Genomic DNA, 13,546 nt, shown 5'->3' on the forward strand with positions numbered 1-13,546 from the left:
GTACCGCCATCTGTCTGTCATCTACCGCGCCGACCATCAGCGGTTGGATGAGAGCGCAGGGGCGGGCGATGGCGATGGCAAGGAACACAACCGGTGCACGCCGCTGGTGGCGGCCACTGGCCGGGTTGTTCGGTGCGCTGGCACTGGGTAGCGCCGGGGTGTCCGCGCAGGAAGCTCCTGCACACTGGATGGCCTATGCCGCCGCCGTGGGGGGGCAGCTGCAGCAGCGCCTGCAGCAGGAGCAGGACCCGCAGGCGCAGCGCGTGCTGGAATGGCTGCGGGCACACCCGGATACGCCCACGCCGTTGCCGGTGAGCGTATGGATCGCGGCGGATGGCCGCATCTCGAAGCTGGAATTCGACAGCCTGGGTGACCGCCAGGTGGATGCGGACCTGCGCGCGACCCTGCAGGCGGCGCCGCTGCAGGCCGCACCGCCTGCCGACATGCGCCAGCCGCTGCGGTTGGGTCTGGTGCTTGACCGGTAGATCCACGCCATGCGTGGATGGGCCTACCGGTGATCCTCCAGCCACGCATGGCGTGGCTCTACTGTGGATGGCCAGCGCACAGCCCGGCCATCCGCATCAACGCACCGGCGCCACCTGCGGTTCACGCGCGGCCGCGCTCCATGCGCGCAGGCCGAACACGGCCAGGCCGAGGAAGAACACGTACAGCGCGGCGGTCACGTGCAGCGACTTGAACAGGTACGCACCCACATAGACCACGTCCACTGCGATCCACACCCACCAGCAGGCCACGTGGCGGCGTGCCTGCCACCATTGCCCGACCAGGCTCAGACCGGTCAGCAGCGCATCCAACCACGGCAGGGCAGCGTCGGTGAAGCTGTGCATGGCCGCACCCAGCGCCACGCCACCGCAGAGGCCGATGGCCAGGTCGCGCAGCAGCGTGCCGCGTGCCAGCGGCACGATGCGGATGCTGCCCTCATCGGCGGCATGCTGTCGCCAGTTGAGCCAGCCATAGACCAGGAAACCACCGAAGGCGATCTGCAGCAGGGTGTCCGAGTACAGCTTGGCCTCGGCGAACACCAGGCCATACAGCGCCACCGACAGCAGGCCCACCGGCCACGCCGCCAGCCGGCGCCGGGCCATCAGCCAGACGCCGAGGATGCTGCACAGTGCGGCGGTCCACTCGAGCATCACGCCGCTCACAGCGCGAACGTCACCGACAGGCGCGCCTGTCGCGGTGCGCCGGGGAACAGGTAGTAGTCACCGCCGCTGCTGCCGGTATCGCGCCAGTAGAAGCGGTTGAACACGTTGTCCACCGACAGGTTCCAGGTCACCGCGCGTTCGTGCAGGCGATGCTGGAAACGCAGGCCGGCATCGAACACCGAGTAGTCCGGTGCGCGTACGCCGCCGTCGGCGCGGGCCACGTTGGCACCGGCATAGCGCCAGCCGCCGGTCACATCCAGGTCCTGCACGAACGGGAGCGCATAGGCCAGGTGCACGCTGGCGCGCACCTTCGGCACGTTCACCAGCTGATGGCCTTCATAGGCCGGGGTACCGGTGTCGCGCGCGCGCGCCTGCAGCACGCTGGCGCTGGCCACGATCTGCAGTGCGTCGGTCAGCTGGCCGTTGGCGGTCAGCTCCAGGCCGGTGTGGGTCTGCGTGCCTTCCTCGACGAAGGTGTAGCCGACGTCGCTGCTGTCTGGCCTGGCGTACTGGTACGGCTGCGAAATGCGGAACACGGCCGCGCCCAGGGTCAGCGCTTCGACCGGCACGTACTTCACGCCCACTTCCAGCTGCCGCGACTGCACGGACGGCAGGAAGGTGTCGGCGTTGCTGGTCCAGAACGGCGCTTCCTGGCCCAGCGAAATGCCGCGCACGTAGCTGGCATAGGCATTGAGCTGGTCGGTGGCCTTCCACACCACCGCGGTCTGCGGCAGGAAGCGCGACAAGCGGCTGTGCCGCTGCGGGGTGCCACGCTTGTCGTAGGCGCGCTCATCGAGGCGCACGAAGCGGCCACCGGCCAGCCACTGCCAGTCATCGCCGAAGCTCATCCGGTCCAGCGCGAAGAACGCGGTCTGGCGGCTGTCCAGGCGACGTGCGGACGGTCCCGGCATCTTCGGCGACGGCGCGAATACCGGCACCGGTGCTTCGTGGATGTTGCTGGTGCCGACGTACTCGTTGACGCTCGGGCGCTTGTCCACGGTGCGGCGGAAGTAGTCGGCACCGACGGTCAGCTCATGGCCGACGCTGCCGGTCTCGAAGCGGCCACGCAGCTCGGCACGGGCCTGCTGGTTGCGGCGGGTGTCGTCCGGGCTGCGGTAGTCGTAGACGTCGTAGTCGCCGTTGGGCGCGAAGTAGTTGCCCGGCACGCTGCCATCGGCGCACTGCACGGCGTAGTAGCAGCCGTAGGCGAAAGCGACGTTGTCATCGATCACCGAACGGCTGTGGCCGACCGAGACGCGCGACTGCCAGGCCTCGTTGAAGTCGTAGGTATGCAGCACGGTGATGTTGGTGCTGGCGATATCCACCGGGCGCTGCCACGGCTGGTAACCCAGCAGGTGTTCGCGGTCGACGCCACGCGGCAGGTCGCGTGCGCCCAGCAGTTGGTAGCCGGACACCGAACGCTGCGAGCTGGTCTGGTAATTGGCATCCACTTCCAGCTTGCCGCGCTCGCCAATGAGCCAGTCGGCGGCCAGCGAGTAGAAGTTGCGGCGACCGTCGGCGTGCTCGACATAGGAGTTGCTGGAATCCCATGCGGCATTCAGGCGCAGACCGAAACGCGGGGTGATCCAGTGGCCGACATCGACGGCGACGTAGCGCGAGCCTTCCGAATCGGTACTGAGCGTGGCGGTGCGCACTTCGGCCGGGCGCTTGCCGATGTAGTTGATGATGCCGCCCGGCGCCATCACGCCTGCGGCCAGGCCGGCTTCACCCTTGAGGATCTCCACCGACTGCACGTTCTCCAGCGCCAGGCGCTGTTCGCCGGCGATGGACAGGCCGTTGAAGCGGTAGCCGGTGGCGGCGTCCAGGGCAAAGCCACGGATGGCGACGTTCTGGTAGTAACCCACCGGCGCATACGCATCACCCAGCGAGGCATCGTTGCTGGCCAGCTCGGACAGCGAACGCACCTGGCGACGGTCCAGGTAATCGCGCTCAAGCACGTTCACCGAGGCCGGCGTGTCCTTCCAGCTGCCGCCACCGAAGGCGTTCACGTGTGAGGTATCGGCCTTCGGTTTGCCGGCCTGCACGCGTACCGCCGCCAGTTCGGTGGGCGAGCGCTCGGCGCCGGTGGCAGCCGCATCAGGGGACGCATCGGCCTCGCTGGCGTGCAGTGGCAGCGCAGCGCAGAGGGCGAGGGAGAGCAGGGTGGGGCGCAGGCAGCGGTTCATTCGGTTCGTCTTCGGACAACAAGGGAGACGAAGCGACGGCGCGCAGGTGCACAGGGCCCATGATGGGGGTGTGGCTGCGGCTCAAAGCTCCCTACGCCGGTGCAAACCGGATCAGGTTCCAAGGGACTCTCTCAGCCTGGCAGATCCAGGCACCCCCGCTTCAGGTGACCATTTCACTACAAATGGTACGGATTTGCGAGCCGGCGTCCTTCAGGCTGCGGGGTCCAGGCTGCGGGGTCAGATCCCTTTCCGCAGGAAAGGAATCTGACCCCAATGGTGCGCCAACCGGGTCACGCCGCCGCGTGCAGCGCCTGCAGCAGTGCCTGTCCCGGCGCGCTGTGGAACCACGCCGGATGCCCCAGCATGAAGGGCTGCCACGCGACGTCGGCATTGGCGGTCGAGCCGGTGACGCCTTCGAAGTACTCCACTTCGGACAGTGCGAAGTCGAAATGGACCATCGGCAGCAGGTCGGCCAGCAGGTGCACGCGTGCCGCCGACAGCGGCAGCACCTGGCGGTAGCCGTCGAGCAGGGCCAGCGCGATATCGATGCGCACCGCCTCCATGCCGCGCTCCAGTTCCAGCCACGCCACCGCGTTGCGCTCGATCGCCGTGGCGAGGTCGAACAGCGCACTGGTGGGCGAGGCCAGGCCGAAATCCAGCACAGTGCTGACCTGCCCATCGCGCCACAGCAGGTTGGAAACGTGCCAGTCGTTGTGCGCCCACAACCGTGGCTCATCGCGCAGGCGCTCGGCCAGGCCGGCATGCCACGGCAGCACGTCGCGCTGCAGCTGCGCTTCCCATGGAATGCGCGCGAGGTAGCGGGCCAGCCCGGGACGCTCGTGCAGCCCTGCCTCGATGGCCGCGATCGGATCGTCGGCACGGATCAGATCGTCGCGCGCGACCAGCACATGGGTGCTGCGTTGGGGCGCGTGGTAGCTGGCGGCGGCCCGGTGCAGCTGCGCGAGTGTGCGCCCGGCTTCGCGGGCCTGCGCGACATCGGTCAGCAGCGACCACGACACGGCGTCGCGGTACAGGTCCTCGCCGACGCCGATCGCATGCAGCTCGAACGTCCATTCGCCATGTTCGGCCGCCGTGTGGCCATCGGCCGCTGGCAGCACCTGCACCACCGGTACGCCCGCTGCGGCGAGATGGGCGATGAAGTGGTGCTCTTCTTCCAGGCAGGCCGCACTGCGCACGCTGTGGTGATGGCGCTTGACGAACACCGCTCCGTTCGCGCCGTTGACGATGGCGGCAGCCGACAGCGGCCGCGGGCTGTGCCAGTGCGGTTGGCTGCGCTCGTCCAGCTGCGGGTAGTGCTGGCGCAGCCACGCGATGTCCGCCGCGCTGATCGGTGGCCAGTCGGCAGCGACCTCGTCGTTGTTGAGGCCCTGCACGCGGTGGGAGGAAGAAGTCATGCCGCAGCCCCAGTGGGGAAAGTCACATCCAAGGCTGCGCATTCAACGCCATGCACGCGGCCAACGCAAACGGGCGGGTCATCGACCCGCCCGTCCGTGCATCGGCATGGAAGATGCCGCGCTGCTTACCAGCCGCGATGGCGACCGCGGTCGTGGTAGTAGCGGTTGTCGTAGTAGCGCTCGCGTTGCCAGCGACGGTCATCACCGCGGTCGTAGTAGCCGCTGCGGTAGTAGCCACGGTCGTAACGGCGATCGTAGCGGTCGTCGTAACGGCGATTGTCGTAGTAACGGCGGTCGCGGCGGTCGGAGGTGGTCAGGTTGCCGATCGCGCCGCCGGCCACGGCGCCGCCGACGGTGGCAGCGGGATCGCCGTTGGAGAGCAGGTTGCCGGCCACGCCACCGACCACGGCGCCGACCAGGGTGCGCTTGTCCTTCCTCGACATCGCGCTGGCATCGCTGACCACGGCGACACCGGCCACCAGTGCCAGGGCCATCGCCAGACCACGGAAGCTGAGTGTGGAAGTACTGAGCATGTTCGTTCTCCTGTGAGGTGCATGCCACGCTGGGCAGGAGGGCGCGGGCGCCCCGGCTGCCGTGGAGACCACGCTGACGTTCCAACATTGCCGGAACATTGCCTGGTCCACCGTGCGGCTTGCGCATTCATCTAGCGGCAGGCGGCATGAAGCAAGGCTGAAAGCGGCCTCGGCCGCTCAGCTGGCAGAAAGGGAAAAGGCCACGCGGACGTGGCCCTCCCTTCTCTGCCAAGGCGTTGCAGGCTTAGACGCCCATCGCCTTCTGTGCCTGCCGGGCCTGCTCCTGCTGGGCGTCCTGCTGCTGGTGCAGCACGTTAGGCGCGCCCTGCACGGCACCGCTACTGAGCGCGATGCTCTGCTCGCTGGCGGCTCGGGCCTCCACCGCCACGCGGCTGGCCGCCGGGTCACCGATCGTGCCCTGCACGGCAAACAGGCGTTCACCGTTCGGGCTGGGCACCACCGTGTCGATGCGCTGCAGGCCGGCGGCATGCGCCTCCTTGGTCAGGGCCGCGGCGGCGCTTTCCAGCGCGTGGCGATCCTTGAAGGTGCCGGCCGGCAACAGTTCCAGACCCTTGCTGGCCTGGATGAAGAGCGGATTGCGCGGGTGCCGTTCGTCGTTCAGCAGCGGGCGCTCGCGGGCTTCCTTGATGGCCTCCAGCGTCTTCGCCCCGACAATGCCGTCGGCCACCAGGCCGTTGTCCTTCTGCAGCTGGCGCACCGCCGCGTCGGTGTTGCGGCCGAAGCGGCCATCCTCGACCAGCGGCTTGCCGTCGGCACCGACATAGCCCAGATGTCCCAGCTGTTCCTGCACCTTGCGCACGCCTTCGCTGTGCGCGCCCTGCTTGTACAGTTCGGCGTGCGGCGTGGCAGCGGCCTTGTGCTCGGCGGCAGGCTTGCCCTGGGCCTGCTCGTGCGACGGGGTGCGGTTTTCCAGCAGGTCGCGCGCCTTGGACAGTGGATCGGAGGCGTACAGCTTCCAGTTCGGGTGGTCCTTCACCTGCTTGAGGTAGTCCTCGACCGGCATGGTGTGCACGCCCTTGCTGCCGGAGGACTGGCTGATCAGCAGCTTGTCGGTGGTGGGGTCGCGCACCACCATCACGATGTGGTCGATGCCGTTCCAGTGCTCGTGGCGGGTCCTGGCCGTATCCAGGCCGATGATCATGCCTTCCTTCAGCGCACCGGGCTTGAGGATCGCGTCGCGGTCAAGCAGCACGCCGGACTGGTCGAATGCCTTGCGCACGATGCCGCCGGAACCCAGGTTGCCCAGGTCGATACGATCGGCCTTGCTGAAGACCGCGTGCCCGGCCTTCTGGTTGATCTCGTCCATGGTCCGGTTCTGCAGGGTGCCGACCCAGCCGGAACAGTCGATGTAACCCTGCTCCACGTTCTTGCCGGTCTTGCCCGGTACGTACAGCGCGTGACCCGGAATGTTGATGGCGTACTTCACGTGGTCGTACTTCACGCCGGCCTCGTAGGCGGCGTGCAGTTCGATGCCCGGCTTCGGCGCGGTGGCCGCCGCTGCGGTTGCCGCCAGCGTGGCTGCACCCGCCGCCACGGCTGCGCTGGCCTGTGCAGGCGCTGCCGGGGCCTGGCTTTGGCCCGGCGCCACCGCCTGCGGTTCGATGTTCTTTTCCGGAATGCTGATCGCCGCGTACTTGTGGATGTAGTAGCTGGAGAACGTCCGCGCCAGGTCGCCATCGTTCATGCCGCGCATCTCGGCCAGGGTGTGGCCGGTCAGCGCTTTGGCATCGGAACCGATCTGGTTGAGCACGTTGCGGCGCATGTTGATCTCTTCGCCGTGGCCGTTGCGGACCACGCCGAAGGTGCCGGTGGCAATCGCGGTCTGCACCGAGCCATAGCCGGCGCTGCCCTGCTGGTGGGCCAGGTACAGGTCCAGGCCGGTCGGCGTACTGCCTCCGGACAGGTACGGGTGGCCGGTGCGCTCGTTGCGGCGTGCCATCGAGTCCAGGTTGTCCTGGTACATCTTTGCGGCCGCTTCGGTGTTGCGGGTCGGGTCGAACTCGTGGCCGGTCAGGTGGTACTGGCGCGCGGAGCCGGGCACGAACTGGAACAGGCCCTTGGCGCCGGACGAGGTGTTGTGGGCGCGCTCGTTGAAGGTGCCGCCGGTCTCGATGTGCGCGAAGCGCATGAAGTCATCGACCGGAAGGCCTTTCTGCCGGGCGACCTGCTCGACGATGTCCAGGACTTCCTTTCTGCTGTAGTCATGCTGTGCCATGACGTTTTCCTCGGGGTTGATGGAGCGGCGCATGCCGCGAATCGCCAACCGGACTCATCCGTGAGTCAAGAACATGTCGGTCAACAGGAAACCCGCGCGTGGGCGGGTGCTATCAGGGCGCGACGTACTGCTGGGTCGCGCTGTCGAAGGTGTAGTGCACGGCGTCGCCGGCACCCAGCGCACGGGTCTTGCCGGGGCCTTCGATGGTGGTGCCCTTGAAGGTCACGGTCAGTCGCGGCAGGCCGTTGCCGTCGGCAGCGAAGGCCAGTTCGCCATCGCTGTCGGTGCAGGGCATTACGTTGCCTTCGTCGCAGGCGGCGCTGTTGTCCTCGCCCGTACGCACCGAGCCGACATAGCGCCAGACCTTGCTGTCCACGTCGTCTTCGCTGCGCTTGGGGTTGAACAGCAGCAGTGCATAGCCGGTGCTGCTGATGCCGCGGTCGAAGCTGCTGGTCGGCACCGCCAGCAGCAGGCGACCGTCGGCGGTGCGATGTTCAAGCGGCTTGCGCCGGGTATCGACATCGTCGGCCTTGTCGTACGCGCCCAGCGCGCCGATGGTCCATTCCTGGCCGCGGAACTTCCATGGCTTCTTCGCGTCGGCGCCGGCCAGCACGAAAGTGGCCTCGGCGAGGTTGGCGCGATCATCCGGACCGGCCGGCGACTGCTCGCCCGGCTTGCCGTAGTGCTCGCGGGTATCCCAGGAGAAACCCGTGTAATACGTGGTGCCATCGAGGGTGAAGGTGTGGCCGAACCAGAAGGTCGCCACGCTGCCGTTCTGGACCTCGTAGGAGGTCGCGCCATCACCGTCCACCTGGTAGGTGAAATACATCACGGTCGGCGCGTCGGGCGGGGTGACGGCGGTGTCGGGAGAGGTGTTCTGCATCGGGGCAACATCCTGTCGGGGCGCATCGGCAGCCTGCACGGGAGCGCCAGGCTGGGAGGACGAGGGGGCCGGATCGGCGGCGCTGCAGGCCGCAGCGGAAAGAGAGACGAGCAGGCACGCCGCGAATGCGCGCAGGGGCCGCAACGGCAGGGTCCAACATGGCTCGGGGGGGTGATGCATGCGCCTCTCCATGGTCAGCGTTGCCGGGCCAGACGGCCGGCAGGAAACCGCACCCCATCCACCTGGGACGGGAGCGAGGACATGAGCCGGTCGATTCCTTCGACCTCGCATTGAAAACCCATGCCGGGTCATCTTGGCACAGAACGGCGGCCGGTCAAAGAGGGCGGTGACAGATGCCCTTACAGTGTGATCTGGTTCTCAGATCTTGCCGTCGCGCAGGTAGTCGAACAATTCGGCGTCGCCCTTCAGGCCCAGTTTGAGCATGGCGTCGCCTTTCTGCCGGCTGATGGTGCTGACGCTCTTGTGCAGCTGCAGCGAGATCTCCTTCACCGTCATGCCGGTGCCGAGCAGCCGCAGCACTTCCACCTCGCGTGGCGACAACGGCTTGCCGTCGCCCTCGCGCATGCGCCAGCTGCCCGCAGCCTCGACCCGCTCACGCAGGCTCCGGCTGATGTAGGGCTGGCCCCGATAGACCGCCTGGATGGCCTGCGGCAGTTCGTCCATCGACGAGCTCTTGTCGACCAGGCCGAGCACGCCGCTGTCGAGCACCATGCGCAGGATCGCCAGGTTGTTGGAGACGCTGAGCATCAGCACCGGCAGGTCGGGGAAGCGGCGGCGGATCATGCCGATCATGGCGAAGCCGTCGGCCTGTGGGCTGCCCGGCATGGAATAGTCGGTCACCAGCAGGTCGCAGGGTTGGCTGCCGAGCAGGGCCATCAGCGCCTGCGCGCTGTCAGCCTCGCCGACCACGCGGCCGACCCCGCTCGATTCGATGACGGCGCGGGTACCGATACGGACCACAGGGTGGTCGTCTGCGATGATGATGCGCAAGCTCATTGCTCTAGTATGGCCACCGGGCAAGCCGGGCCGCGACCATCGCGGCCCTGTCAGGATTCTAGGAGATCGACGCCGATGCGTAGCTGGGCTGTTCGCGGGCTGGTCCTGCTGCTGGCCGTGCTGGTGCTGCCCGTGGCGCTGGCACAGGCTGTGCCTGGGCTGTTGCCGCTCAGTCCCCTGCAGCGCGAGTACCTCGCCGCCCATCCAAGCATCGTCGTGGGCCAGTATGACAGCGGCTGGCCGCCGTTCGAGTCCCTCCGTGATGGCCAGCAGGTTGGCCTGGGTCCGGATTATCTGGCGCTTCTCGCCCGTCAGCTGGGTGTGAAGGTCGAGGCGAGGCGTTATTCCGACTGGACATCCGTGCTGGATGCGGCCTGTCGTGGCGAGATCGACGTGGTAATGAATGTCGGTCTCAGTGCCGACCGCACCCAGTGCATGGTCTATACCGCTGCCTATGGCGAGGCGCCGTTGGCGCTGGTGGGGAGGCCGGGCGATCTGCGTGCTTCGAACATGCCCGACCTGGACGGATTGCGGGTGGTCATCGAGCAGGATTTCCTGACCGGACCGCAGGTGCGGGCACGTTTCCCGCGTGCGGTGCAGCTTGTCGCAAACAGCTCGTTGGCTGCGCTGCAGATGGTCAGAGACGACAAAGCTGATGTCTACATAGGCAATGCCTACGTTGCCACCGAACTGATCGCACGCCTGCGCCTGCAGGGTGTCGTCCTGCTGCGTCCGAGCGACCTGCCTCCCGAACGGATGCACTTCGGCGTTCCCAACAGCAAGCAACCGCTGGCCGAAGCGCTGGACCTGGCGCTGGCCGCGACCAGCCAGGCCCAGCGCGATGCACTGGCACAACGCTGGCTGCCCCTGCCGCAGTGGTCGGCATCGGCGCAGCTGGCGCTCAGCCAGGCCGAGAAGCGGGTTCTGCAACAGCCGTTGAAGATCGGCTTCGCGCCAAACGCCGCCCCATTGTCGTTCGCCGACGAGGATGGCAGGCCCAGCGGCCTGGCCAGCGAGTACCTGGCGCGGCTGATGCAGGCCGGTGCCAACCTGCAGGCGCAGAACAGCCATGACTGGTACGAGGTGCGCGAGAAGGCGCGCCGCGGCGAGTTGCAGGCGGTGATGGGCATTCCGGTCGATTCGCACTATCTGGGCCCGGACTGGGTGTACAGCCAACCCTTCATCAGCGTGCCGAACGTGATCGTCAGCCGCCACGACAGCCCGGCGCTGCTGGGCCTGTCCGACCTCCAGGACAAGCGCGTACTGCTGTCGGATCCGGAGCGCGTACGCGGTTACGTGCTGCAGCAGGCGCCGCAGGCCAGGATCGTCGCCGCGCGCAGCGCCGAACAGGCCATGCAACGCCTGATCGATGGTGAGGCCGACGCCTACGTGGGCAATCTGGCCCTGGTCGACCACCTGCTGCGCACGCGTTTCCCGGGGCGCCTGCAGGTTGCCGCGCCCGCGGGCTTCAACGACCAGCTGGCACTGGCCGTGGAGCGCCGGCATGCGGCGCTCGCCACGACCTTCGATCGCTTGCTGCTGCAGATGACGCCACGCGAGCGCGAAGCGCTGCGCGGCGACTGGCTGGCGGTGGAGTACCACAACGGCATCGACTGGCGAAGCACGCTGCGCTGGGGTGTACCGCTGCTGCTGGTGCTGCTGACCGCGCTGCTGGTGCATGGCATCGGCTACTGGCGCCTGCGCCGCGAGGTGGCCGGGCGCCGCCAGCTGGAGCAGCGCCTGGCCGAAGTGACCGACAACCTGCCTGCCGTGGTCTACCAGGCCCGTCGCGAGGTTGATGGCACGCTCCGCTTCCCGTTCATTGCCGGTGACCTCCAGGCGCTGTTCGGGATCACCCGACAGCAGGCTGAGCAGGACGCCACGATGTTGCTGGAGCGCGTCGAAGAGGACGATCGCGCGCGCATCCTGCAGGCGGTCGAACAGGCCGCGCACCAGTTCGCACCGCTCATGCTGGAATTCCGCCTGCGGGGCAATGGAGCAGGCCCGCGTTGGGTGCGCACCCAGGCGCAACCCTATGCCGCCGAAGCCGGTGTGGTGACCTGGAGTGGCTACTGGGTGGATGCCAGCGAGGCTCGTGCACAAGCGGATGCCCTGACCGCAGCCAAGGCCGAGGCCGAGCAGGCGGCCGAGGCGAAATCCCGCTTCCTGGCCACCATGAGCCATGAGATCCGCACGCCGATGAGTGGCGTGCTGGGGATGCTGGAAGTGCTGGCGCACTCACCGCTGGATGCAGAACAGAAACGCATCCTTGGCGTGATCGAGGATTCGGCGCAGATGCTCCGGCAGATCCTTGACGACATCCTTGACTACTCGCGGCTGGAGGCCAACGCATTGCGGCTGGAGCCGGTACCGCAGCCGCTGCGGCCGTTGCTGGAAAGCGTGTGCCGGTTGTTGTCGGCGCAGGCCAGTGCACGTGGGCTGGACCTGCACGTGCAGATTGATCCGCAGCTGGCAGCCGCGCACGAAGTGGATGGCGTGCGCCTGCGCCAGATCGTGTTCAACCTGCTCAGCAACGCCATCAAGTTCACCGTGCGCGGCGAAGTGCGGCTGCAGCTGGAAGTGCTGGGGCCGACCGCCGAAGACGGCAGCCAGCCGCTGTGCCTGAGCGTCACCGATACCGGCATCGGCATCGCACCGGAACAGCTGCAGCACCTGTTTGCGCCGTTCACCCAGGCCGGTGCGTACATCCAGCGCGACCATGGTGGAACCGGCCTGGGCCTGAGCATCTGCCAGCGCTTGGTGCAGATGATGGACGGCGAGCTGGAACTGCACAGCACGCTGGGCGAGGGCACCCGCGCCGAGGTGCGGCTGTCGCTGGTGGAAGCCGGCAGCAGTGATGTTGAAGCGCTGGTCGCCGAGCAGGAACAGGCGGCGCTGCTGCCGCCGGCGCTGCGCCAGGCACGCGTGCTGGTGATCGAAGATCATCCGACCAACCAGGCGATGATGGCCTGGCGGCTGCAGCAGCTGGGTGTACCGCATGTGCTGGTCGGCGATGGCCAGCAGGGGCTGGATCGCCTGGCATCGGAGCACTTTGATCTGGTCATTACCGATTGCCGGATGCCGGTACTGGATGGTTTCGCCTTCACCCGCCTGCTGCGCGAACGCGAAGGCCGCAACGGCCAGCCGCGGCTGACCGTACTGGCGCTGACCGCCAGCGTGCTGGACGACGATGCACGTCGTTGCCGTGAAGCCGGGATGGATGAGGTGCTGGCCAAGCCATTGTCATTGGCGACACTGCGCGCGGCACTGCTGCGCTGGTTGCCGCAGGCGCAGGGGCAACGGTTCGAGGAGCCGCTGGCCGAGTCCGCTGCCGTCGATGACAGGACGCTGCCCGATCTGGACAGCCTGCAGCGGCGCTTCGGCTCACGCGCGGTCGCCGAGCAGTTGCGCGACAGCCTGCTGCAGGCCAGTGCAGGTGACCTGGCCGCTGTGCAGCGCGCGCTGGAGGCCGGCGACCGTGAGGCTGCCGCGCTGCACCTGCATCGCCAGGCCGGTGGCTTGGGCGCGGTGGGAGCGACGGTGCTGGCTGCGCAGGCCAATGCCCTGGTCGAGCGCCTGCAGGATGCGGCCGAGACCGATCCGGTGCCGTTGTTCACCGCGGTGGCGGCATTCGTGGCGCGGCTGCAACAGCAGTTGCAGCGCCTGGCTCACTGAGCCGACTGCTGCTGCAGGTAGGCGATCACCAGCGCACGGCGTTCGGCGCTGGGGAAGGCGTTGTACATGCGTGTGCCCGGTACAACATGGGTGGGTGACTGCAGGAACGCATCCAGGGTCTGCGCGGACCAGGTGATGTCGGCGCGGCGCATGCCGTCGGAATAGCCGTAGTCGGGCAGGCTGCCGGCGCGACGGCCGATCACGCCGTGCAGGTTCGGGCCGAAGCGGTGGATGCCGCCAGGCTGCACGGTGTGGCAGCCGGCACACAACTCGAACGCGCGTTGCATGGCCTGCTGCTGCGCCTGTTCCGGCGGGGCGGGCGCTGCAGGCGGGCGCTGGCAGGCCGTGGCGGCCAGGGCCACGGCAACAGCGATGAGCAGGAATGATGCACGCATGGGCGGGCAGGATAGCGGTGTGTGGCAAGCGACGGGCTGC

At 67.8% G+C, this 13,546-nt stretch carries 10 protein-coding genes and 1 riboswitch; of the genes, 2 read left to right on the forward strand and 8 right to left on the reverse strand.

What is annotated here, in order from left to right; translation table 11 throughout:
- The first annotated feature begins 68 nt into the window (after nt 1-68).
- Complete coding sequence (locus AC5P9L_RS14415) at nt 69-485, forward strand: hypothetical protein (protein ID WP_279915570.1); 417 nt, start codon at nt 69-71, stop codon at nt 483-485.
- Nucleotides 486-581: 96 nt separating this feature from the next.
- On the opposite strand, the gene pnuC is transcribed toward AC5P9L_RS14415, so the two are convergent.
- The 7 genes from pnuC to AC5P9L_RS14450 all read right to left on the reverse strand — a co-directional run bounded on the left by pnuC (nt 582) and on the right by AC5P9L_RS14450 (nt 9,436).
- Nucleotides 582-1,154: a nicotinamide riboside transporter PnuC gene (gene pnuC, locus AC5P9L_RS14420; RefSeq protein ID WP_180872265.1), complete on the reverse strand. Its 573-nt coding sequence runs from the start codon at nt 1,152-1,154 to the stop codon at nt 582-584.
- A gap of 8 nt (nt 1,155-1,162) precedes the next feature.
- Complete coding sequence (locus AC5P9L_RS14425; protein WP_323162818.1) at nt 1,163-3,352, reverse strand: TonB-dependent receptor; 2,190 nt, start codon at nt 3,350-3,352, stop codon at nt 1,163-1,165.
- Between the two features lie 71 nt (nt 3,353-3,423).
- A riboswitch (TPP riboswitch) is annotated at nt 3,424-3,519 on the reverse strand.
- A gap of 123 nt (nt 3,520-3,642) precedes the next feature.
- Nucleotides 3,643-4,767, reverse strand: a complete 1,125-nt coding sequence (locus AC5P9L_RS14430; RefSeq protein WP_279915568.1) for a phosphotransferase enzyme family protein — start codon at nt 4,765-4,767, stop codon at nt 3,643-3,645.
- 125 nt (nt 4,768-4,892) lie between these two features.
- Complete coding sequence (locus AC5P9L_RS14435) at nt 4,893-5,300, reverse strand: glycine zipper 2TM domain-containing protein (protein WP_014645533.1); 408 nt, start codon at nt 5,298-5,300, stop codon at nt 4,893-4,895.
- 244 nt (nt 5,301-5,544) lie between these two features.
- Nucleotides 5,545-7,536 carry a peptidoglycan-binding protein gene (locus tag AC5P9L_RS14440; protein ID WP_043034990.1) on the reverse strand — a complete coding sequence of 664 codons (1,992 nt, stop codon included), beginning with the start codon at nt 7,534-7,536 and terminating at the stop codon, nt 5,545-5,547.
- Nucleotides 7,537-7,648: 112 nt separating this feature from the next.
- A complete protein-coding gene (locus AC5P9L_RS14445) occupies nt 7,649-8,419 on the reverse strand; it encodes a hypothetical protein (RefSeq protein ID WP_005407619.1) in 771 nt (256 codons plus the stop codon).
- Between the two features lie 378 nt (nt 8,420-8,797).
- Nucleotides 8,798-9,436: a response regulator gene (locus AC5P9L_RS14450; protein WP_005407620.1), complete on the reverse strand. Its 639-nt coding sequence runs from the start codon at nt 9,434-9,436 to the stop codon at nt 8,798-8,800.
- Nucleotides 9,437-9,511: 75 nt separating this feature from the next.
- Here AC5P9L_RS14450 and AC5P9L_RS14455 point away from each other — a divergent pair, with 75 nt between their 5' ends.
- Nucleotides 9,512-13,111 (forward strand): ATP-binding protein, encoded by a 3,600-nt coding sequence (locus tag AC5P9L_RS14455; protein ID WP_043034972.1) that lies wholly within the window; start codon nt 9,512-9,514, stop codon nt 13,109-13,111.
- Here AC5P9L_RS14455 and AC5P9L_RS14460 read toward each other — a convergent pair.
- Nucleotides 13,105-13,506 carry a c-type cytochrome gene (locus tag AC5P9L_RS14460; RefSeq protein ID WP_012478764.1) on the reverse strand — a complete coding sequence of 134 codons (402 nt, stop codon included), beginning with the start codon at nt 13,504-13,506 and terminating at the stop codon, nt 13,105-13,107. The genes AC5P9L_RS14455 and AC5P9L_RS14460 overlap by 7 nt on opposite strands.
- Between the last annotated feature and the right edge of the window lie 40 nt (nt 13,507-13,546).

Source organism: Stenotrophomonas sp. YJH_SMC_64 (genome assembly GCF_059371375.1).

Bases quoted from the DNA above. Each gene is read 5' to 3' on its own strand.
- AC5P9L_RS14415 (WP_279915570.1), top strand. From the start codon at position 69: ATGGCGATGGCAAGGAACACAACCGGTGCACGCCGCTGGTGGCGGCCA.
- pnuC (WP_180872265.1), bottom strand. From the start codon at position 1,154: ATGCTCGAGTGGACCGCCGCACTGTGCAGCATCCTCGGCGTCTGGCTG.
- AC5P9L_RS14425 (WP_323162818.1), bottom strand. From the start codon at position 3,352: ATGAACCGCTGCCTGCGCCCCACCCTGCTCTCCCTCGCCCTCTGCGCT.
- AC5P9L_RS14430 (WP_279915568.1), bottom strand. From the start codon at position 4,767: ATGACTTCTTCCTCCCACCGCGTGCAGGGCCTCAACAACGACGAGGTC.
- AC5P9L_RS14435 (WP_014645533.1), bottom strand. From the start codon at position 5,300: ATGCTCAGTACTTCCACACTCAGCTTCCGTGGTCTGGCGATGGCCCTG.
- AC5P9L_RS14440 (WP_043034990.1), bottom strand. From the start codon at position 7,536: ATGGCACAGCATGACTACAGCAGAAAGGAAGTCCTGGACATCGTCGAG.
- AC5P9L_RS14445 (WP_005407619.1), bottom strand. From the start codon at position 8,419: ATGCAGAACACCTCTCCCGACACCGCCGTCACCCCGCCCGACGCGCCG.
- AC5P9L_RS14450 (WP_005407620.1), bottom strand. From the start codon at position 9,436: ATGAGCTTGCGCATCATCATCGCAGACGACCACCCTGTGGTCCGTATC.
- AC5P9L_RS14455 (WP_043034972.1), top strand. From the start codon at position 9,512: ATGCGTAGCTGGGCTGTTCGCGGGCTGGTCCTGCTGCTGGCCGTGCTG.
- AC5P9L_RS14460 (WP_012478764.1), bottom strand. From the start codon at position 13,506: ATGCGTGCATCATTCCTGCTCATCGCTGTTGCCGTGGCCCTGGCCGCC.